Source organism: Robbsia sp. KACC 23696 (assembly GCF_039852015.1).
Taxonomy (GTDB): domain Bacteria; phylum Pseudomonadota; class Gammaproteobacteria; order Burkholderiales; family Burkholderiaceae; genus Robbsia.
Genome location: NZ_CP156627.1, coordinates 96,411 through 117,177, shown reverse-complemented (window position 1 = coordinate 117,177; position 20,767 = coordinate 96,411). Strand labels below are relative to the sequence as shown.

The 20,767-nt window shown below is 60.9% G+C and carries 16 protein-coding genes; 12 read left to right on the top strand and 4 right to left on the bottom strand.

The features are described 5' to 3' along the window. Positions 1–39: 39 nt before the first annotated feature. The 7 genes from ABEG21_RS15370 to ABEG21_RS15340 all read left to right on the top strand — a co-directional run bounded on the left by ABEG21_RS15370 (position 40) and on the right by ABEG21_RS15340 (position 11,136). Positions 40–4,257, top strand: coding sequence for a hypothetical protein (locus ABEG21_RS15370; protein ID WP_347557517.1), 4,218 nt, complete (start codon positions 40–42; stop codon positions 4,255–4,257). A gap of 325 nt (positions 4,258–4,582) precedes the next feature. Further along, positions 4,583–5,554 carry an ABC transporter substrate-binding protein gene (locus ABEG21_RS15365; RefSeq protein ID WP_347558110.1) on the top strand — a complete coding sequence of 324 codons (972 nt, stop codon included), beginning with the start codon at positions 4,583–4,585 and terminating at the stop codon, positions 5,552–5,554. A 1-nt stretch (position 5,555) separates the two neighbouring features. Further along, complete coding sequence (locus tag ABEG21_RS15360; protein WP_347557516.1) at positions 5,556–6,470, top strand: ABC transporter ATP-binding protein; 915 nt, start codon at positions 5,556–5,558, stop codon at positions 6,468–6,470. Further along, a complete protein-coding gene (locus tag ABEG21_RS15355; RefSeq protein WP_347557515.1) occupies positions 6,457–7,398 on the top strand; it encodes an ABC transporter permease in 942 nt (313 codons plus the stop codon). The genes ABEG21_RS15360 and ABEG21_RS15355 overlap by 14 nt, the downstream gene beginning before the upstream one ends. 167 nt (positions 7,399–7,565) lie before the next feature. Further along, on the top strand, positions 7,566–8,948 hold the full coding sequence (locus ABEG21_RS15350) for an LLM class flavin-dependent oxidoreductase (RefSeq protein WP_347557514.1): 1,383 nt from the start codon (positions 7,566–7,568) through the stop codon (positions 8,946–8,948). Further along, complete coding sequence (locus ABEG21_RS15345; RefSeq protein WP_347557513.1) at positions 8,945–9,865, top strand: hypothetical protein; 921 nt, start codon at positions 8,945–8,947, stop codon at positions 9,863–9,865. Before ABEG21_RS15350 ends, ABEG21_RS15345 begins: the two co-directional genes overlap by 4 nt. A 59-nt stretch (positions 9,866–9,924) precedes the next feature. After that, complete coding sequence (locus ABEG21_RS15340) at positions 9,925–11,136, top strand: acyl-CoA dehydrogenase family protein (RefSeq protein ID WP_347557512.1); 1,212 nt, start codon at positions 9,925–9,927, stop codon at positions 11,134–11,136. 21 nt (positions 11,137–11,157) lie between these two features. Here the strand turns inward: ABEG21_RS15340 and ABEG21_RS15335 are convergent, their stop codons facing one another. Continuing rightward, positions 11,158–12,915: an ABC transporter substrate-binding protein gene (locus ABEG21_RS15335; RefSeq protein WP_347557511.1), complete on the bottom strand. Its 1,758-nt coding sequence runs from the start codon at positions 12,913–12,915 to the stop codon at positions 11,158–11,160. Between the two features lie 309 nt (positions 12,916–13,224). On the opposite strand from ABEG21_RS15335, the gene ABEG21_RS15330 reads away from it, so the two are divergent. From ABEG21_RS15330 to ABEG21_RS15310, 5 genes are all read left to right on the top strand, one after another. Continuing rightward, the gene (locus ABEG21_RS15330; protein ID WP_347557510.1) at positions 13,225–13,578 is read left to right on the top strand and encodes a DUF3088 domain-containing protein; all 354 of its coding nucleotides are present in this window, start codon (positions 13,225–13,227) and stop codon (positions 13,576–13,578) included. Between the two features lie 81 nt (positions 13,579–13,659). Further along, on the top strand, positions 13,660–14,829 hold the full coding sequence (locus tag ABEG21_RS15325; protein ID WP_347557509.1) for a porin: 1,170 nt from the start codon (positions 13,660–13,662) through the stop codon (positions 14,827–14,829). Positions 14,830–14,971: 142 nt separating this feature from the next. Beyond that, positions 14,972–16,042, top strand: a complete 1,071-nt coding sequence (locus ABEG21_RS15320; RefSeq protein WP_347557508.1) for an LLM class flavin-dependent oxidoreductase — start codon at positions 14,972–14,974, stop codon at positions 16,040–16,042. A 64-nt stretch (positions 16,043–16,106) separates the two neighbouring features. Further along, entirely contained in the window at positions 16,107–16,925 is an 819-nt protein-coding gene (locus ABEG21_RS15315) for a PhnD/SsuA/transferrin family substrate-binding protein (protein ID WP_347557507.1), read from the top strand. A gap of 156 nt (positions 16,926–17,081) precedes the next feature. Beyond that, positions 17,082–18,110, top strand: a complete 1,029-nt coding sequence (locus tag ABEG21_RS15310) for a fatty acid desaturase (protein ID WP_347557506.1) — start codon at positions 17,082–17,084, stop codon at positions 18,108–18,110. A gap of 39 nt (positions 18,111–18,149) precedes the next feature. On the opposite strand, the gene ABEG21_RS15305 is transcribed toward ABEG21_RS15310, so the two are convergent. The 3 genes from ABEG21_RS15305 to ABEG21_RS15295 all read right to left on the bottom strand — a co-directional run bounded on the left by ABEG21_RS15305 (position 18,150) and on the right by ABEG21_RS15295 (position 20,752). After that, positions 18,150–18,821 (bottom strand): RibD family protein, encoded by a 672-nt coding sequence (locus ABEG21_RS15305; protein ID WP_347557505.1) that lies wholly within the window; start codon positions 18,819–18,821, stop codon positions 18,150–18,152. A gap of 57 nt (positions 18,822–18,878) precedes the next feature. After that, positions 18,879–19,592, bottom strand: coding sequence for an extensin family protein (locus ABEG21_RS15300; RefSeq protein WP_347557504.1), 714 nt, complete (start codon positions 19,590–19,592; stop codon positions 18,879–18,881). Between the two features lie 158 nt (positions 19,593–19,750). Beyond that, a complete protein-coding gene (locus ABEG21_RS15295; protein WP_347557503.1) occupies positions 19,751–20,752 on the bottom strand; it encodes a quinone oxidoreductase in 1,002 nt (333 codons plus the stop codon). Between the last annotated feature and the right edge of the window lie 15 nt (positions 20,753–20,767).

Below are 20,767 nucleotides of genomic sequence, written 5' to 3'. Positions count from 1 at the left end.
AACCTCTCCTGCGTTGTCGCGTTAATTGCCTGTCTCGATATGAAAGCTGACAACGCGCGACGCGTGGCACCGGGCATCGACGTGGCGAACGATGCATCGGACATCGACGCAGCATCGCCATCGGGCAGCGGACGGCGCGCCACGACGCGTCCGGTCGCGCATACGCGCCTGGATAGAACGGTCCCGGCGGTTCTCGAAGCGTTAAGACGCGCCAAGGACCCGTCTGCCACGCCGCCAGTCTCTCGCCGACAGCGTTGGGTCCAGACCTTGACGCGTCGGCCGGTGACGATCACGTCGGGGGTGCCGGGAACGGGGCGTGTTTTCAATCGTCCGGTCCGTGCGGGTGTGCCCAACCAAGTGCATGCAGGTACGGTCGGGCCGGCCGGACCGTTGGGACAAGCGATCGAACGCACCCCGTCGGTGGCCGAGTCGCCCGCCAAGGCGGCGATACGGGATGCGGAAGACATCGCGCGGATCGCGGCGTCTTTGGAGCGAAGCCTTGCCGCCACGGAAGCGACGGTCTTTGCGCCGCCCGCCCGCTCCCGCATGGCGCGTCTGGCGCGTCGCTTGCCGGGCTTTCACCCGACCGGATTGCGAGATACGGCAGCACCGGCATCTGCGGGCGAAAGCGCGGGGGCGGATAACGCGTCATCGCTGCCGGACGATGCGGGATCATTGCGGGATCCGTTGCAGATCATGCGCCAGCGTGAGGAAAATGCCGCGTTGGCGGCGCTATTTACGCAACGCATCGCGGATGCCCGGACGATTTTGTCCAATGTGCAGGGCAAACCAGATCACACTCCGGCGATGCGCCGTGCCGCGGACGCGTTGGACAAGGCCTTGCGTGGCACGGCCTTATTGCATGTTGAAAACATGCGTACCTTGGCGGATGCCGGCGACGCGCGTCTGGATTTCGCGATGCGACGTCTAAGCGAAATCAAAACGGAAGTGTACGGAATCAAAGACAAGGCGGCCGACGATCTTGCGGCCGCGGAAGACCGGCTGCATGCGCTGGCGGAAGAGTCTGCGGCACTGCAGACGCATGACCATCAGCTGTCGGCCGCGGACGATATCGTCGATATCGCGACAACGCGCTTCAACCGGCTTAGCGGGCAATTGAGCGCGGCGACGCGAACGGGCAAGCGCCCGGCCAATGCATTCGGACCGCCGGGCGCATCGTACGCGGCGTCCGAGCACGAAGCGCTTCAGCAAGCGGTAAGCGAAGCGCGCGGCTTACTGGATAGCGCATTGGAAGTGCAAACGCGAAACGTGCAGCGAATGCAGCGGTTTTCCGAGATACAGCAGGAGATTCTGGCGCTAATGAGCGAACGCGCGGATGCCGACCGGCTGTGGCATGCGGCGGATCGTGCCGTCAAGCCCTTGCTCGATGCGACCGTCGCATTACCGACGCGCCCGGATAACGAAGCGGCTGCGCGTGCCAAGGAAGCGGAAGCGATCGATGCGGCAAAGGCAGCCGTGCTCGAACAGTTGACGGACGCGGTGCACGTTTTCCCTGCCGGGGGCGGTCCCGCCTTGCAAGCGCAATTGAAAGCGCTCGCCGGCACACTCCTTCAGCCATCCGCGCCCATTCCGATACCGGCAGCGGGTGCCGTTCGTCTGATCACGCAAGCCGCCGCCGATATCGGCCTCGATGGAAACCAGACCGCTGCGGCACTGGCCGAAATGGCGCGTCGTCCGGTGGGGCATTGGGTGTCTGCCGAGCCAGGCGGCGATGCATTGTCTACGCAGGTAGCACAACTGAGTCGCAAATTGGCGTCGCTGCCGCGTGGCACGACGTTGTTGCATGTGATATCGCGCGATGGTGCAACGGCGCCGGACGCCGATCGTCTGCAGGCACTACGGGTTTATTGGGCGGCCGACGAAGCATTGGCGAACCTGACCGACGACGACGGTCCGGACCGTGCATGGCTGGAGCAGGCGCGCCACGTCGCGTCGTCGAAATCTCTCGAAAATACGGCGGAACAATCGGTAGAGGGGAAAGCGCCGACAATACATGACGACGTTGCCCTTGGCGCCTACAACGCGGTGCGCAACGGCTATCTTAGTATTGCGCCGGGTTCACCCTATGATCTGCATGATCGGCGCTTGCGCAAAGCGATCGACGAATGGGTCATCCGTGCCGGAGGGATCGTCGCACCTGCGCCCGCGTCTTCCGGCGATACAAGGGCAACGGCAACGGACGGTCCTGCCGCGCCGACACGCCTGCGCCGCGTAGTGCCGCATCTCGTTAAAAGTCCGTTTCGTTCGGGGGTGCTGGGGCGCGCGTTCGCTGTGGGCGAAAGCATGGGCCTCCAATCGCTACGCATCCAGGTCGATACGGCCTTGGAGCGGAAGCTTGGGGAACTCGAGCGTAGGGTGGCGGCGAGCGACGGGGACGCTCGGCTCGACCGCGAAGCAGCCGCGGCGCTATTGGCGCATCTTCGTGCGCAACAAGCGCAGGGCAAGCATCTTTCCGAATACACGTTAGGCACCGCGGACGTTAAAGCGCTGCAGGTGCGCCTGGCGGGTGCTGCAGGCGCGCGGCGCGCGTTGCCACCGGGGCAGTCTAACGCGGCGGCAAACCGGGCAAACGGGGAGGCCCCCGACGCGACAACGGCCGACGGGCGGAAGCGTTTGCGGAAGCGGCCGCCGATCGTGCTGCCCGCGTCGATCGGACAGTTATGTGCGGACCGGCTAAGCGCCTACGAGGCATTGAATCGCCTCGCCTCGCAGTTATCAGGAACGGCTGAGAATGAGGAAACCGACTCGGCCGCTCAAACCGCAGAGGCGGACTTGAGTGCGGCATTGCAATTGGTGAAATCGCACCGTTTCGCAAAGAAAGAGGACGTATTGACGTATTTCAAGCCGCTGATCGAAAACAGCCGGCTACGCGATCGGCTCCGAATGGGTGGCGGCGGTGCGTTGGGGCTGAACCTGCCATCGCTGCCGTATGCGGCTTTCTCCCCGGTGGTGTCGCCGATTTTCACCGCGGAACGGGCGCGGTCCGACGAAGCGTTCATGCAGTTGTTCATGCCGATCCTGGGTTTCGAGATGACATTCGGAAGCACGAAGACGCGTGCGACGGAGGCCACTGTTGGCGTTGCTGCCGGGCCAACAGTGGCGCCAGGGGTCGCGATTCAAGGTGCCTTTACGTTACGTGGCGCGAGGCAGCGCACCCGGATGGACGGCACCGTGGTGCGTTTTTTCCGACGTCGTCATCAGGATGCGGAAATGCGCGCCAATATGGGCAGTGCCTTGGACAGCATTGTCCGTTGGGATAGTCTGGATCCGACCCGCGGTGCGCGCTACGCGGGGCCGATGGAGGCACTCTTGTCTCGCAATCCGTTGGTGAGCGTCGCCTCGGTGGAAGGGCGCACGAGCACCGATACCGTCGTGGCGCGTCTGTCGGCACGGCTGCCGTCGGCCCATTTCAACGATGCACACGGCGCGGCACAGACGCTCGGCCTCGAACTGTTTGCCGGCGCGGAGATCGAACGCATCAAGGAATCGCGGACCGAACAAGGCGGTAAGGTTCGCATCGAGGGCGCACACGGTGACACCGCGCAACAACGGCTGAATGCCGGTGCGACGCTGAGTGCCTCGCCTTTGTCGAATCAGTCCGTGCCGGTGGGTGATGCTGGAAAGCAGGGCGCGGTGCAGCGGGAAGCACTGCCGCTGCAATGGTCGATCACGCGTGAATTGGCTTGGTTCAAGGCGCAACATGAAATCTCGCCGTTTATCATCGAGGACCAGCAGGACGCCGATATCGATCGGCACACGGCAACGCCGGACGACATCCTGGGTGAAATCAAAGAGAACCGTGATGCCTGGCTGATGCGCTGTATCGAAACGTTGGAGCCGGATGCCGAAGGCAACAAGGACAATCCGGCAAATCGCAAAGCCGCCGCGCTGCATCTGGACGCCTTCGAAAAAACCGTGGCGAGCTTGGGACGCGACTCGCGATACTGCCACTACAACGTCAATTATTCGATGCGCGGCGCGACCGGCGTGCAGATCGACGTCCATCGTGGATTGAAGCGGCTGGCCGTCCAACGTGGCGATGCCGTGGCGGCGCAGGAAGCGCAGAATGCAATCGACGATATGCTGAGAATGCGCAGCACCTGGCGGCCATTGATGCTGATCGTGCGTGAACGGGCCCGTGATTCGACCAGCACCGGGTGGCGGAGCTTATTGCGGTGGCAGCATATCGGCAATATCGACGCACAGCGCACCGCTGCGCAGTTCCCGCCGCCTTGAGTCCACGCGCTCGATCGCGTCCGGCTGCCCGACGCTGTCGCGAAAAAACGGGATCTTTATCTCAAAACGCGATAAAGGAAGCATTCGACGTTCGTTGACCGTCCCTCGTCCGAAAAGGAAGATAGGCTCGCGCCACGTATCCGCCCCAGGGCGACGCCCTCCCGGTGTTGCCCTGGGGCGTGGCATACAGAGTCGTGCGCTCCCTATGATCCGATATTCGACGATGACATTTCCTTCGCTCCGCTTTCGTTCCCGCCAGGCTTCCCGCCGGCCGTCCCGCTCCACGATTTTGACTCGCCGTCTGGCCTGCTTCTCGCTCGCATCGATGTTGTGCGTGGGGGCCGTGCCGCGTGCGGCCAATGCGGAAGGCACGATTCGTATCGCGCAGCAATTCGGCATCGTTTATTTGTTGCTGGACGTGGCCCGTGATCAGGGTTTCATCGAGAAGGAGGGCGCCAAGGCCGGCCTGCAGATCAAGCCCGAATGGCGGGCGCTGTCAGGGGGTGCCGCACTGAATGACGCTTTGCTGTCGGGGGCGGTCGATATCGCGAGTGCCGGCGTTGGTCCGCTGCTGACGGTGTGGGATCGCACGAAGGGGCATCAGAATGTGAAGGGTATCGCTTCGCTGGGCAATTTCCCGTATTACCTGATCACGAATAACCCGTCGGTGAAAACGATCGCCGATTTCACGGAAAAGGATCGCATCGCGGTGCCGGCGGTCAACGTGTCCGTCCAGTCGCGTATCTTGCAATTCGCCGCGGCGAAACAGTGGGGCGACGCGCAATACAATCGTCTCGATAAATACACGCAGGCGCTGCCGCACCCGGACGCCACCGCCGCCGTGATCTCCGGCAAGACGGAAATCGATAGTCATTTCGGTAATCCGCCGTTCCAGGAACAGGAACTCGCAGGGAATCCGAAGGCGCATATCGTCTTGAATTCCTACGACGTCTTGGGCGGACCGAGTTCGGCGACGGTGCTCTATACCACGGAGAAGTTCAAGAACGAGAATCCGAAGACCTATCACGCCTTCGTCGCGGCCCTGAATGACGCGGTGCAATTGATCCAAAAGAATCCCGAGCAGGCGGCGGATATCTATCTTCGCGTGAATCACTCGAATATGGACCGTGCCTTGCTGTTGAAGATCATCAAGAATCCCGAAGTGACGTTCAAGCTTTCCCCGGAAAACACGTTGCCGCTGGGTCAATTCATGCACCGCGTCGGCGCCATCCGGAATGCGCCGCAAACCTGGCAGGACTATTTCTTCGCGGATCCGTTGATCACCGGTGGGAGCTGATATGGCGGCTCCGATTGCAAACCGTGCCTGGCTGAAGGCGCCGCGGCGTGACAACGTGCCAGTGCAGCGGACGGAGGCGGCAGTGTCTTCGGAGTCGTCAGCCCTGAGCACCGCGAACGTAGACAGCAATGTCTTGCTGCAGGTCAAGAATGTCAGCCTCGACTATCAGGCGCAGGGACGCACCGTGCGCGCAACGCATCAGGTGTCTTTCGATGTGTACGAGGCGGATCGCTTCGTGCTGTTGGGGCCGTCCGGATGCGGAAAATCGACCTTGCTCAAGGCAGTAGCTGGATTTCTTTCGCCGTCAGAGGGAAGCATTTCGCTGGCGAACCAGACTATCGCCGGTCCGGGGCCGGATCGGATCGTCGTTTTCCAGGAATTCGATCAATTGCCGCCGTGGAAAACGGTGCTCGAGAATATCGCCTTTCCCTTGCGCCACGCAAAAGGGCTGGGACGAAAAGAAGCGCGCGAACGGGCCGCGCATTTTCTCGATAAAGTGGGTTTGAGCGCGTTTGCCCAGGCCTATCCGCATACGCTTTCGGGCGGGATGAAACAGCGCGTTGCCATCGCCCGTGCCCTCGCCATGCAGCCGCGTATCCTGTTGATGGACGAGCCTTTCGCGGCACTCGATGCGTTGACGCGCCGCAAGATGCAGGAAGAACTGTTGCGTCTCTGGGAGGATGCCCCTTTCACGCTGCTATTCGTCACGCACGGAATCGACGAAGCGTTGATCGTCGGCAATCGCATCTTGTTGCTGAGTCCCCATCCGGGCCGCGTGCGGGCGGAATTGAACAGCGACCACTTCAAGCACGCCGATGTCTCGGAGCCGTCGTTTCAGGATGCCAACGCGCGCATTCATCGCCTGCTGTTTCCCGAAAATACCCCGTCGTCCGGAGCGCACCATGCCGGCATCTAAGCTTGGCGCGCCGCGGCAGGGCGTTCGACTGCCGCCGCATCGCGCCGAATACGAAATCGAACTCGCACCATTGGAACGAGACACGGCGGGCGCCGCTGATCTTCACGGCGGCGTAGCGCGCAATTCCGGGCAAGCGTTTGCCCGGTTTTTCCGCTTCCTCAACGTCAGCTGGGTTCGCAAGTTTCTGATTGCCGTCGTCTTGCTGGCGGCCTGGCAGGGACTTGCCGTATCGATGGACAACGCCTTGCTGCTGCCGACCGCGAGCGATACCTTGAAAGCCTTTGTCCAAGGCATCCTGTCCGGCGAGTTGCTGGTCAAGACGGCAAACTCCTTGTCGATGCTGATGAAAGGCTATGCCTTGGGCGTCTTGTGTGCGTTGATCCTGACATCGCTGGCCGTGTCGACGCGTCTGGGTAGGGATTTCCTCAGCCTACTGACGACGATGTTCAATCCCTTGCCGTCGATCGCCTTGTTGCCGATCGCATTGCTATGGTTCGGGCTGGGCGAAAACAGCATCCTCTTCGTGCTCGTGCATTCGGTGTTGTGGCCGCTCGCCCTGAGCACCTTTTCCGGCTTTCAATCGGTGTCGCCGACACTGCGCATGACGGGACGCAATTACGGGCTAGGTGGCATTCGGCTGGTCATTTTCGTATTGATTCCCGCGGCGATGCCGGCCATTCTTTCCGGCTTGCGCGTGGGTTGGGCCTTTGCCTGGCGAACCGCGATTGCGGCCGAACTGGTATTCGGGACAAGCTCCGGAAGCGGTGGGCTGGGTTGGTATATTTTCGAGAACCGCAACGAGCTCTATACCGATAAGGTCTTTGCCGGATTGATTGCCGTAGTGGTCATAGGATTGATTATCGAGCATGTCGTGTTCGATACGTTGGAACGGCTTACCGTCCGACGGTGGGGCATGCAGCAGCATTGAATCGCTCGCGTGCTTCGCGAGGTTCGCGCGGTGGCATCGGGTCATCCCTTATGCATCGCGCGCTGCTGAACAAAGCTGAAATGGTTCTTTGACGATGGGCCCCCTTACTGTCCAGAATAGTTGGATGCGTGTTCCAACACGACGGACGATACACATCGGGAGTGCACATGCGCTGCGACAACCTGCCAGGCCGGCAACTACATCTCAATATCAATGCATTGCATTCGGGATTTGTCCCGTCGGCCTGGCGTCTGCCGCATGCCGATCCCGCGGCGTTTTTCGATATCGGCCATTTCGTGCGCATTGCCCAGCTCGCGGAATCGGCAAAGTTCGACGGCATCTTTCTTGCCGATAATGCGGCGGTAGTCGAGCAGATTGACTTCCGGCCCTTGCTGGCGCTGGAGCCGACGATGGTGCTGACCGCGATCGCGGCGGCGACGACGCATATCGGGCTGATCGCCACGGTTTCCACCAGTTATAACGAACCCTATAACGTCGCCCGTCGATTCGCCACACTGGACCACATCAGCGGTGGACGCGCTGGATGGAATATCGTGACCACGGCGGATCTCGCATCGGCCCGCAATTTTGGTAAATCCGAAGTGGCCGAACATGCGAATCGCTATGCGCGTGCCAGTGAGTTTGCCGATATCGTCAAGGGATTATGGGATTCATGGGACGACGGCGCGCTCGTCGGCGACAAGGGCGCCGGGCACTTTATCGACGTGGATAAGGTCAATGCGATCGGGCATCAAGGGACCTTCTTCGACGTGGCCGGCCCCCTGAATCTGCCGCGTCCGCCCCAAGGACATCCGGTACTGGTGCAGGCGGGCGGCTCGGCCGACGGCCAGGATCTGGCTGCGCGCCATGCGGAAGCGGTATTTTCCGCCTCGCAATCGTTGGAAGAATCGCAGGCGTACCGCCGCGGCTTGAACGATCGTGCGCAGGCCTATGGACGCGGGCCGAATGCTGTCAAAGTGCTGGCCGGCCTTACCACCGTGATCGGCGCGACCGAGGCGGAAGCGATTCAACGGCGCAATCAACTGGTCGACCTGATCCCCTGGCAATACAGTTTGAAACGTCTGGCGGGAACGTTGGGCGTCGATGTCGCGCGACTCAAACTGGATGAACGTTTGCCTGCGGCATTGACGGTGCCGGGGGGCGGCAAAGGCAACCATACGTTTTTCCATGCAACGATTGCCCATGCGCACAAACACGACCTGACGGTACGAGAGCTGATCTACGCATTGGCGGGGGGCGGCGGGCATCGCGTGGTGGTCGGGACGCCGGAACAGGTCGCCGATGATATCGAGACGTGGTTCCGCGCGGAGGCAGCCGATGGATTCAATCTGATGCCGGATGCCTTGCCGGACGGATTGGAAATTTTCGTCGAGCAGGTGGTGCCGATTCTCCAGCGGCGCGGATTGTTCCGCACCGAATACGAGGGCCGCACCTTGCGCGGGCATCTCGGATTGTCTCGCCCCGACGATCGATCGGGCGATCGTCTGGCACGCAATGCAGCGGCGACCGGCGCACGGAGTGCCGCGTGAGCATCGCGGCACCTTCATTGCATGAGCGCGTGTCGACACATCCGACGCTCGGAAGCAAATGCCGCTTCGATCAAGCGGGGCGGGCGTATGCCGAAGTCGACGGCAGGCGAATAGGCAGTGTGACCGTCGATATCTTAGAAGTCCACGGGGTGCCGCACGAGCGCGGTGCCTCGGGCAGTGGGCATACGCATGGCGTCGGTAGCGGCGGCGGTGGCGGTGGCGGTCGATCGGATGATATGTCGACGGTCGCGGAGCGTGCCTACCATGGCGCCATCGCGCTGCCGCCCGTGGAAGCGCTGGCGGTGGAAGCAATGCAGCCGGCGAATGCAGCGACAAATGCGCAATGGCATGGCCACACGCGCGAAGGTGCCGATGCGCGCCTTTCGCTATTGCCCGACGTACTCGACCATCTGGACGACGCGGTGTTGATCGATGCCGATCGGGTGCTGCGTGCGGTGCACGCCGTCAATTTCTTTCTCGCGGGCCGCAGCCCCTTGTTGTTTCTGCCCGTGCACGACCGGCTGCTCAAAAGCATTCGTTACGATCATGGCAAGCACTTCGCGCAGCTGTTGATCTCGCTTGGACTGAGCCCTGCGCGCATCGTGATCGAGATTCCGCCGGCATCGGCGGCACACAAGACGTTTCTTGGCTATCTGCTACGCAGCTATCGTTCATACGGCTTCAAGGTCGCGGCCTATCTCGAGGACGCGGGCAAAGTGTTGACGCTCGACTCGACGGCCATGCCGGACTTCGTGATTGCACATGCGCATTCGGCTTTACGAGATGGCGTGGTACGGCCGTTGGTGCGCTTTGGTGCCTTGACGAAGGTACGCGTCGTATTCGCCGGGGCGGACGGTGCCGACGAGCGGGATCGGCTTACGGCGATGGGTGCAACGTATATCGAAAACAGTCTGTGACGGGTGTCGACAATGGCAACGACCGACGCACGGACGACTCACTTCAGAGGGGAGAAGACATGAATACCAGGCTGAACGCCGACGCGCAACGCGCGGCCGTATTGAGTGCCGTGCCGGCATTGGCGAAGGAGATCGGCCAGGACGCCGCGCAACGCGAGCTATTGCGCATCCTTCCGTACGATGGATTTGCACTGTTTCGCGAGTCGGGGCTGGGACGTTTGCGTATCCCTGTCGAACAAGGCGGGCTGGGCGGCAATCTCGAGGACGTCTTCGGCGTGATCGCGACGATCGCGGCGGAGGAGCCGAATGTCGCGCATGCGTTGCGGATCCATTTCGATGCGACCGAATGGTTGTACGTGGCGGAGTCGAGTCCGTTTCTGGAGCGCCAGATCGACCGCATCGTCGGTGGCGCACTGTACGGCGGCGGATCGACCGAACGTGGCACCGCGCGTCCGGGCGAGCTGACCACGCAGTTGGTGCGCGATGGCGATGCCTTCCGCATCAGCGGGAAGAAGTACTACACCACCGGCACCGCTTTTGCCGATTTCGGGCGTTTCAATGTCCTCGATACAGAGGGGAAGGCGGCAACGATCATCCTCCCGTTGGACCGCGAAGGCATCGATGTCGTCGATGACTGGGACGGCATGGGGCAGCGAATGACGGCAAGTGGCACGACGATTCTGAATAACGTGGTGGTCTTCCCCGAGGAAATCTCGACGCGGGGCAGTACGACGCTCGCCGGTCGTCATGGCGGGGCGCTCCGGCAATTGCATTTGGTGGCGACCGCTGCCGGTATCGTGCGGCGTATCGTGGCCGATGCCGAGCACTATGTCCTGCGACACGGACGAACGGCGTTGCACAGCGCCGCGTCGGTACCTCGGGAAGATCCGTTTATCCAGCAGGTGGTGGGTGAGTTGGGCGCGCACAGTCACGCGATCGACGTATTGGTCCAGCAGAATGCGCGAGCGCTCGATGCATCGGCTCTGGCCGTACGAGCACAAGCGCCGGATGCCGAAGCGCGGGTGCTTGAAAGTGCACTGGCCACGGCGCGCACGCAATTGATCGTCAGCAAGCTGGCGTTGCACGCCGGCGAGCGTCTGTTCGAAGCAGGCGGTGCATCGGCCACCTCGCGCGCCCACAATTTCGATCGGCACTGGCGCAACCTTCGCACGCTGTTCAGCCATAACCCGCTGTCTCAAAAAGCACGGGTGCTCGGCGATTACGCGCTGAATGGCACGACAACGCATTTGAGCGAAGGACGCGTATTTTGACGCGTCCCTGATGCGCTTTTCTTAGGCGGGTGTGAGGAAGACATCGGCAAGATTGCCGTCAAGCCCATCCGCGGTAACGGTGTGCTGGTGAACCCGCTTGTTGTAGATCGTGACCTGTTTTAGCGTGATCAAATTATAGATCGGCAGGTCCGCGCCCACTTTCTGTTGGAATGCCTTGAACAACGCGATGCGCTTCGCCGGGTCCGGCTCTACCGCTGCGGATTCGAGCAGATGGTCGACCTCGGGATCGTTGTAATGCGTGGCATTCGAGAACGGTACGCCTTTGCGGAAGTTTTTCGACCAATAAAGCCGCTGTACGCCAACGCTGGGATCGAACGTATTGCCGAGGAAGTTTGCATCCAGATCGAATTCACGGTCCGTGTAGATGCGCTTGACGTAAGTGGCAAAGTCCTGCGATCGCACACTTGCATTGATTCCGATGGCACGTAACGCCTGACGCAAATACTCGGCCAAGCGTTGGAAGCTTGGATCGTAGGGGTTGTAGTCGATCGTCAGCGAGAAGCGTGCGCCGTTTTTGATCGGGTAGCCGCTTTCGTCGAGCAACTGCGCCGCCTTTGCACGATCCAAGGGGTAGGTGGGCACCGTCGGGTCGTAATATTGGGTCAGCAGCGGGCTGATCGGAGAAGGCGACGGTATCCCGAATCCGAAAAATACCGTTCGCAAGATCGCTTCCCGGTCGATCGCATGCGCAATGGCACGGCGTACGCGCACATCTTTCAAATACCGATTATCCAGATTGAATTGCAATTGCGTCTGTGCGGCGTCATAACTATAGCCTCGCGTCTCGACAGCCAGAGTCGGCTGGCTCTTCAGTCGCGCAACGTCCGGTAAGGGCACCGGATTCTCGCCTGCCAGCAGCAGTTCACCTGTCTCCAAGGCAGCCTCACGCGAGGACGGATCGCCGATGAAACTGAGGATCAGTTCATCGAGATAGGGCTTTGGCGAATCCCAATAATGCGGATTGCGCACCAGGCGGACGTGGCTGCCTCTTACCCATTCCGCAAAAATATAGGGACCCGTACCGATCGGCTTGGCGTTGTTCGGATTCGATAACGGATCGCCGGTCCCATAAAGGTGGGAAGGGAGAATCGGCGATTCCTGTGCGGCGAGCGCATAGATCAAATAGGGCGCCGGCTTGGACAGACGAATGATGGCGGTATGCCTATCCGGCGTATCGACCGCGGTGACATTGGCAAACGTAGTACTGCCTCGCGGATGATATTGCTTCAGCAGTTGCACGGACCGCTTGACGTCGTCTGCGATAAAGGGCTTGCCGTCATGCCAGGTGACGCCCTGACGCAGATGGAAGGTGTACGTCAAGCCATCTTCACTGATGGACCAGGCACGCGCCAACTGCGGCTGTGGCTTGACATCGAAATCATAGCTGAGCAAGCCTTCGGTGATCTTCGGTGCGGCCTTCTCTTCGGCGCCGGCAGAGGTGGCGAAGCTGACAAGGACATTCGGTTCCGGATTCACGAGGAGGGTGAGGCGGCCACCGCGTACCGGGGCGATCGTCGCGCCTGCTGTTGCGCCGGTCGGCGTAGAAGGCGCGGCCGTTGCTCCGCGCGCGGCATTCGACTCCGCTGCAATGACTGGCAACGCGACATTCCCGAGTACGGCGCCAAGACCCGATGCGACGAGGCCGCGCAGCGTTGCGCGCCGTGCAGGATTGCGTGTGCCGTCAGCTTGCGCGACAGTGCCATCGGCGTCCTTTTGAAGATCGGAATACGGCGATGCGGTTGTCTTTCTGGACTGCATGGTTCTGCCTTATCGAGACATCAAATGAAAGGCCGCTTCCGATGCGCGGGAAGCGGAGCACTGAACACGAAAAAGCGTAGCAGCGAGGTGCCGTCCGGCTAACCATTGATTTTCGATAAGGTCATCGGTAAAGGACGGATGCGGTTCTGCGCAAGCCATCGCGATGCAAACGGTTCGATGCGTGTCGATGTGTTTCGATGTATGAAAGCGACGCCATATCGATAGTCAAATTGCTTCGTTGTGCGAGCGCTGATTGCCTCGCTAGGCTTATGATGTGCCAGCTCGGCACGCTTGCTATTGGAGGACGACATGTTCAAACGCGACACACTGTATTTGTTGGAGGCCGGATTCAGTGATCCGCGCTATCCGGGCGAACGCTTTTTATGTCCGGACGGCGCTGCGATCGAGGGACTGTTAGCGTCCGATCATTCGCGCGCCGCACGATTCGATATCATTCGCGTTCCTTTCCCCAAGCCGCGTGAGGCGGTGGTGTCCGCGCTGGATGCCGACCATCAGGGCGTACCGGTGTTTATCCTCGGAGATGAGCATGATGCGCCCGACGATGTGAAAACACTGCATGGACGACGTTATGTCGATGACCCTGCTCGGATCCTTGCATTGTTGGCGGAGCGTCATGGCTTCCCAAAAGTCCACGGCAGTTGAATTTGTAAAGCAGAAAACATTCGTATCGCGCTTTTCCTGTCACGACTATCGTTCTGCCTACAAAAACACATTGGGTGCGTAATGAAAAAGAAACTCTTGGCGGTAGCGGTGCCGGCCGCGATGGTGTGGTCCGTGGGCGCGCATGCGCAATCGAGCGTCACGTTGTACGGGATCGTCGATGCAGGTCTGGTCTACGCGCATAACGCACAGGATGCGAGCGGTGCGAATCAGTCCACGCTGGTGAAGTTCAACAGCGGCGGTCTGTCGGGGGACAGATGGGGGCTGCGTGGCCGCGAGGATCTCGGCAGCGGCTTGGCCGCGATCTTTCAGTTGGAGAACGGATTCAATATCGGCACCGGTGCATTGGGCCAGGGTTCGCGAGAATTCGGACGTAAGGCAGTGGTGGGTTTGACGAGCACGCAATGGGGTACCGTCACTCTGGGTCGTCAATACGACCCGAACGTCGACCTTGTCCAACCCCTGACCGAAGACGGCTATTTCGGCGGCATTTTTGCGACGCCCGGCGACCTCGATAACTACGACAACAGCGCGCGTATCAGCAACTCGATCAAGTACGTGAGCCCGGTACTGTCCGGCTTGCAGTTCGAGGCACTGTATGCGTTTGGCAATACGGCCGGTACGGTCGGCGCCGGTCAGACCTTCAGCGGCGGCTTGGCCTACAACCAGGGTCCGTTGGCACTCGCAGCCAGTTATTTCCACGCCGATGGGGGCCGGACGACGGCGAACAACGTGCGCACGTGGACCAGCTCGACCGACTCTTTGTTCAATACGGTCATCAATGCAGGCTTTGCAAGCGCGAAGTCCGTGCAGATCGTGCGGGCTGGCGGCCTCTACGCATTGGGTGCTTTGTCGTTCGGCGCGTCGTATAGCAATACGCAGTACAAGCGCGACGGATTTTCGTCATTCGGCAGTGACGCGAAATTCAATTCCGGTGCAGGCTTCGTGAACTATCGTTTCTCGACGGCGTTGCAGACCGGCATCGGCTATAGCTATACGTCGCTGACCGGGCCGACATCGGCGCATTATCATCAGATCAGCCTGGGCGGCGACTACCTGTTGTCCAAGCGCACCGACCTCTATCTGGTGGGCGGATACCAAAAAGCCAGTGGCCAGACTTTGAGTGCCGGCGGTGCGGTGATCGGCGCCGAAGCGTCGGTCGGTTCGTACGGCGTCAATTCGGGTGCCAGTTCGCAGGCGATCGTCAGCGCCGGCCTGCGGCACCGGTTCTGATACGGCCACGCGATGGTCGCGTAGACCACGTTTTGCGATGCGTATATTCGATTTCGTCATAACGCCATCGTAAAAGCTTGGTTTGCGCGGCGGGCTTGTCTCGATAAGCTAGTGTGGATCCCTTTTCCAGGTTGTATGGCGTATGAGCCAAGATTCTGAATTTTTGTGGTACATCCCGAACCAGGTCGTCGCCGGTCATCGCGGTGACGAAGTGGTTGCGGATCACAACAGCTTGGCAACGCTAAGCGCGCAGGCGAAAGCCATCGAGGCGAACGGCTGGAAGGGTGCCTTGATCGGTACCGGTTGGGGGCGCCCGGACACCTTTACGGTCGGCGCGGCGCTAGCCGCTCGCACCGACACGTTCGAGCCCCTGATCGCCGCCCGCCCCGGTTACTGGGAGCCTGCTCAGCTCGCCACCGCTGTCGCCACGTTGGATCAACTCTCCGAGGGGCGAGTACGTCTCAATATCGTCTCGGGCAAGGATGATTTGGCGGCCTATGGCGACAAGGAAGGCGATCAGGCGCAACGCTACGCGCGTACCAAGGAATTCATGCAATTACTGCGGCGCTTGTGGACCGAGGAGTCCGTCACGTACCGCGGCGAATACTTTCAGGTCACCGAGTCCACCGTCGTGCCGCGCCTCCCGGCGCGGGGTAACCGGCGTCATCCGCGCTTGTATTTTGGCGGCGCATCCGCAGCCGCGGAGCAGGTGGCGGCGACCGAGGCCGACGTACAATTGTTCTGGGGCGAACCGCTCGCCGATATCGCCGAACGCATTTCCCGTCTTAAAAAACTGAGCGCTACATCGGAGCGGGCATTGCCGCCGTTGGAGTTCGGTCTGCGTATCACGACCGTGGTCCGCGATACGTCCGAACAGGCGTGGGCCGATGCCGAGGCCAAACTCGAGGCAATGGCGAGCGGTGCGGGCGGGATCTGGCACGATCATCGGCGCGTCGTCGCCGTGGGACAACAGCGTTTGTTCGATTTGCAGTCGCGGGGCGACGTACTGGACGATAATCTGTATACCCGTCCCGGGAAGTTCGGGGGCGGCGGCGCCGGCACGACCTGGCTGGTGGGGTCGGCGGAAGAAGTCGCGCGGTCGTTGCGCAAGTACGAGGCGCTGGGGGTTTCGCACTTTATCTTGTCGGATACGCCCTATCTGCGCGAAATCGAAAGACAAGGTCAGACCTTGCTACCACTGATGCGCAAATAGGTCGACGCGAACGAAGGACCACGTGACACGCCGACTGTCAGCGCTTATGTAAAAGGAGGTGCCGATGGATTGGGTCGTCTCCTTGCCGATGTACAACGTCACGCAGGGCTTGGATGCACGCTGGAAAGCGCTGCTAAATCGTGCCGTGGCACTGCTGAAGGCGGACGGTTTCACCGATTCCGTCACCGTGCTCGACGATCCGGGCGAACGTTTGACGGACTTATGGCAGCGCCCGGAGCTGCTGCTGTCGCAGACGTGTGGCTATCCCTTGATGACGACGCTGCCGCCTTCGCTGCAGCTTGTGGGTGCGCCTGTATTCGATGTCGCGGGTTGCGATGGCGCGTCCTACCAAAGCGTCATCGTCGTCTCTGCTGCCGCATATCGCGACGGTGCACGAGCGCTGTCTTCCTGCCGCGGCTTGCGTGCCGCGTATAACAGCGTCGACTCCCACAGTGGCTACAACACGTTCCGCGATGCCATTGCGCCGTTGGCGGACGGGCATGGGTATTTCGCATCGGTCATCGAAACGGGATCCCATTTCGCTTCCTTGCAAGCGCTGGCAAACGAGCGCGCCGATATCGCGGCAATCGACTGCGTCACGCTGGCCTTTGTCGAGGATGCGTTTCCATCGCTTGTCGGGAAATGGCATCGTATCGGTACGACGGCATCGGCTCCGAGTCTCCCGTTTATCGCGTCGGCGCATGTCGATGCCGGGTTGATGAGAGCGCTGCGATCCGCTTTGACGCGTGTGATCTCGGAGGATGTGGCAGCAGGGGGCGCCCTCGGTCTTCTTCGCATTGCGCCAATTTCGCGAGAGGCGTATCAAGCGATTCTGGCCGCCCAGAATCGTGCCGTGACAGCCGGCTACCCTTTGCTGGTCTAAGCAAATCGCGCGAACGGAACAGCCCTGGTTCTCATCGCAAGCCATGGGCGTAAATCAGATCGACGAATAAGGATCGAAGCTTTTCTTGCTTCGTTAGCCCACGTGGCTGCTCTACGATGAAGCGTGTATCGGCTGCCGGCTTCGCGGCGGCCTGGCATGTCCTATCGGTCTGAGTCTATGAAGCGCACGGCGTATGAAGTTGAGCACCCCGATCCACGTACGGCATCGTCTACCGCAGCCTTTTTCGACGACGCGCATGCGCAAGCGGTGACGCGCCTTCAGTCAGGGTTTATGGCACGGACCGAGTGGCCGACATGGGCAGTGCTCTTCGCGGTGTACGGGCTGTGGATCGGCACGTTGTTTTTATTGCACCGAGGGACGATTGGCCTTCCGGCTGCTACGCCGCTGCTGATCGTCGCCTGCACCTGGTATATGTCCTTGCAGCATGAATTGCTGCATGGCCACCCAACGCGCTGGCCGCTATTTAACAAGGCCTTGGTGTATGCGCCCCTCGCCGTCTGGTATCCGTACACGCTCTATCGCGATTCGCATATGCGCCACCATCGTGACGCGGATCTAACCGTGCCGAATCTCGATCCTGAAACGAACTATGTGGATGCACCTCGGTGGGAGGCGATGCCCGCTGTGATGCGCCAATTATGGCGCGCGCAACGGACGTTTCTCGGGCGTCTCGTTATTGGGCCGCCACTGGCGGTAGGGCGCACCTATACGAGCGCATTGGCCGAGCTGGCGCGCGGTCAGTGGCATTACGCGCCGATGTGGTGTGCTCACGCCGTTTTATCGCTGGCCTTGATGGCGGGCATACAACACTGGACCGGCATGCCTGCCTGGTACTATTTACTGTTTATTTCCTGGCCTGCCCTGTCATTGGCAATGATTCGGTCTTTCTATGAACATCGCGCGGCGGAAAAAGTCAGCGAACGAACGGCGATCAACGAAGCAGGGCGCCTGATGCGTCTGCTATATCTCAATAATAACTACCACTCGGTGCATCATGATCTACCGGGGCTGCCGTGGTATCTGTTGGGCGCGACGTATCGACTGAGATCGCACGACTATGTCGTGAAGAATGGGGGATTCCATATCGCTGGCGGCTATCGCGCTCTGTTTGCGAGATACGCACTGCGAGCGCCGGACGGGTCCGTGCATCCTTCCGCACGTTAGGATGATTGGTCCCGATACGATCGCGGCGCTCGGCGCCTATTATTTCTTCGTATAGCGCAGGTGCACGATATCGTGATCGAGCCGATCCACCGTTTGGAGCGCAAACGTCGTTGCGGTCGATTTTTTCCGCTCGAACAGCGTGTGTGTATCGGCTGAACCATCGGCAAAGGGCACGATCAACTGGCTGATTTCATCGATCAAACCCGCATCGAGAAACGCGCCGTTAATCGCGCCGCCCCCTTCGAGGAGTAGCCGCTTGATGCCGAACTCCTTGTGTAATTTTGCGACGGCCTCGGGCAGATCGACGTCCGTCTTGCCCGCAAACAGGTAGGAGATGCCATCGCGGCGCAGTTCCGCCAGATGCGCATCCGGCACGCTCTCGGTCAACACTACGACGACGGCATCGCCATTGACGCGGTCCACGTTCAGATGCAACTTTCCGCTACGGTCCACCGCTACGGCATAAGGCCCATTGCTCGCGTGCGGAGCCTTCCACGTTTCGCGTGGCAACGGTTCGCTTTGGCTGACCGGCTTGGGGGTCCCTTTCTCGAATTCCGCCATCGTCACGCGGCCGACGATCCAACCGTCGCCCTCCAGTCGGCTGTGAATGTCTTCGTAGATGCTGTTGTAGTCGAAATCCTTCGGCCAGTGGCTGGTGATGATGCGGCCGTCCAAGGTGGTCATCATGTGCAGAACGATATGGGCTTGCATAAGGGTCTCCTTTTCTGTGCGATTAGGCATATAGGGCGCCGATCGACATACCGTCTTTCAGCGACAGGTTCGATACGGCCCCATGTCCAGGTGAAAATGGGATTGGTGAAGGGCGTTGTAGTCGGGCCCGAGCACGACATGAAAAAAACGGCATGCACCGGCATGCGCTTGTGCCAAAAATGTCCCGGCTGCCGTCGGTTTGCCCCAATCGCCGCCGATCGTGATACGGCGACCGTTGCTTAGAACGAAATCCTCGATATCGATCGCGTTTGCATGGGCGTGTTCGCTGAGATTGCCTTGCGTCGCATGATTGATGTTACGGCAGGCATAGCTGCCGACATGATCAATCCGCGTGATATGGGCGTGCTCCGTCGATTCGGCCGCGGGTTGCCAGCCATGGCGCTCGGCCATCGCCAGACCGAGCGCCAACGGGCAGCTCGCCAGGAATGGGTGATTGAGGCCGGCATCGGCAAATGCAGAGACGCGTACCGCGTCGCGCACATCGCAGCCATTGGACGACGTCGTATCGGCGACCGGGGTGAAGCGCATCCCGGCGCTAGCCAGCGCGGCCATACAGGCGCGCGCATCGCCCGAAGCGCGCCAGAACTTCCAGCCGGTCAGCGGACCAAGCGGGGCCGCGACATCGAGCGGCGTAAAGGGATTGAGTCGCTCCGGGACCGGCACGCGGCCTTGCTCGACCAGCCTGGCGAGCCAGACGGTGCCGAGCAAGCCGATCAGCAGCAAGGCGAGGAAGGCACGCCCGAGAGTCATGGGGTTTCCGGTTCGGATCCGGCAGGAGGCAGGATCATACGATCCATCGACCTAGCATCTCGCGTACCAGGGCGAGATCATCCCAAAAAGAGACGCCGAAAACCGTAACGGATTCTGCTCTTTACCGCCCGCGTCGGCACGGGCGGGGGCGTTGCCGGTCAGGCGCCTGCGCCGGAGATTTCCATGACCGTCTTCCCGGTCTGGCGCCGCGACTCCAATGCCTCGTGCGCTGCTTCGACATCGTCGAGGGTATAGCGTCCGGCGATTTCCACGCGCAGCGAACCGTCGATCAATGCGGCGAAAACGGCATCCGCCCGGCGTTGCACCGTGACACCGTCCGCCATATGGTCGGCCAGCCGCGGGCGCGTCAGGAACAGCGAACCGCCTTCCCCTAATTCGATCGGATCGAGGTCGTCGATGCTGCCGGATACGGATCCGTAATTGATGACCAGGCCACGTGTTCGCGTCGCCCGAAAGCTGTCGCGCAGGGTGTCACGGCCTACTGCATCAAAAACGACGTCGACGCCGCGCCCTTGCGTCTGGGCGCGGACCGCATCCGCGAAGCGACCGCCGTCGTAATGCATGACATGGTCGGCGCCATGTCGGCGTGCGATATCGGCTTTCGCGTCGCTGCTGGTTGTCGCAAAAACCGTTACGCCAATGCGTTTCGCCCATTGCACCAACAGTTGACCGATGCCGCCCGAGGCTGCATGAATCAAGCAACTGTCGCCGGCGCGTAATTGACCGACGTCTTCCATCAGGTAGTGCGCCGTGGCACCCTGGAAGAAGGCCGCCGCGGCAAGGTCATAGGGAATGTCGTCGGGTATCTTGGCGGCGCGTGCTGCCGGCACGACAGCGTATTGCGCATAGGCGCCCCATGAAATACACCAGGCAACGCGGTCCCCGCGTTTGAGCGTCGTGACGTTGGCGCCTACTTCCACGACTTCGCCGGCGCCCTCCATGCCCAGCGTGCAGGGGAGCCTCACGGGATAGGTGCGCGAGGCGCGATACTTGCCCTGCCGCGTATGAATATCCATGAAGTTGATTCCGGCGCAATGGACGCGCACGAGGACTGCATCGGCATCGGGAGACGGCACGTCGATGTCGACGCGCTGCAGGACGTCCGGGCCGCCGTATTGTTCGATACGTATTGTTCTCATAAGTCTGCTTCCTAT

What these genes read in the sequence shown, in the direction of transcription:
- ABEG21_RS15310 (WP_347557506.1), top strand. Translation starts at nt 17,082, where the DNA reads ATGTCCTATCGGTCTGAGTCTATGAAGCGCACGGCGTATGAAGTTGAG.
- ABEG21_RS15360 (WP_347557516.1), top strand. Translation starts at nt 5,556, where the DNA reads ATGGCGGCTCCGATTGCAAACCGTGCCTGGCTGAAGGCGCCGCGGCGT.
- ABEG21_RS15340 (WP_347557512.1), top strand. Translation starts at nt 9,925, where the DNA reads ATGAATACCAGGCTGAACGCCGACGCGCAACGCGCGGCCGTATTGAGT.
- ABEG21_RS15355 (WP_347557515.1), top strand. Translation starts at nt 6,457, where the DNA reads ATGCCGGCATCTAAGCTTGGCGCGCCGCGGCAGGGCGTTCGACTGCCG.
- ABEG21_RS15365 (WP_347558110.1), top strand. Translation starts at nt 4,583, where the DNA reads ATGTTGTGCGTGGGGGCCGTGCCGCGTGCGGCCAATGCGGAAGGCACG.
- ABEG21_RS15370 (WP_347557517.1), top strand. Translation starts at nt 40, where the DNA reads ATGAAAGCTGACAACGCGCGACGCGTGGCACCGGGCATCGACGTGGCG.
- ABEG21_RS15305 (WP_347557505.1), bottom strand. Translation starts at nt 18,821, where the DNA reads ATGCAAGCCCATATCGTTCTGCACATGATGACCACCTTGGACGGCCGC.
- ABEG21_RS15350 (WP_347557514.1), top strand. Translation starts at nt 7,566, where the DNA reads ATGCGCTGCGACAACCTGCCAGGCCGGCAACTACATCTCAATATCAAT.
- ABEG21_RS15330 (WP_347557510.1), top strand. Translation starts at nt 13,225, where the DNA reads ATGTTCAAACGCGACACACTGTATTTGTTGGAGGCCGGATTCAGTGAT.
- ABEG21_RS15295 (WP_347557503.1), bottom strand. Translation starts at nt 20,752, where the DNA reads ATGAGAACAATACGTATCGAACAATACGGCGGCCCGGACGTCCTGCAG.
- ABEG21_RS15300 (WP_347557504.1), bottom strand. Translation starts at nt 19,592, where the DNA reads ATGACTCTCGGGCGTGCCTTCCTCGCCTTGCTGCTGATCGGCTTGCTC.
- ABEG21_RS15325 (WP_347557509.1), top strand. Translation starts at nt 13,660, where the DNA reads ATGAAAAAGAAACTCTTGGCGGTAGCGGTGCCGGCCGCGATGGTGTGG.
- ABEG21_RS15335 (WP_347557511.1), bottom strand. Translation starts at nt 12,915, where the DNA reads ATGCAGTCCAGAAAGACAACCGCATCGCCGTATTCCGATCTTCAAAAG.
- ABEG21_RS15315 (WP_347557507.1), top strand. Translation starts at nt 16,107, where the DNA reads ATGGATTGGGTCGTCTCCTTGCCGATGTACAACGTCACGCAGGGCTTG.
- ABEG21_RS15320 (WP_347557508.1), top strand. Translation starts at nt 14,972, where the DNA reads ATGAGCCAAGATTCTGAATTTTTGTGGTACATCCCGAACCAGGTCGTC.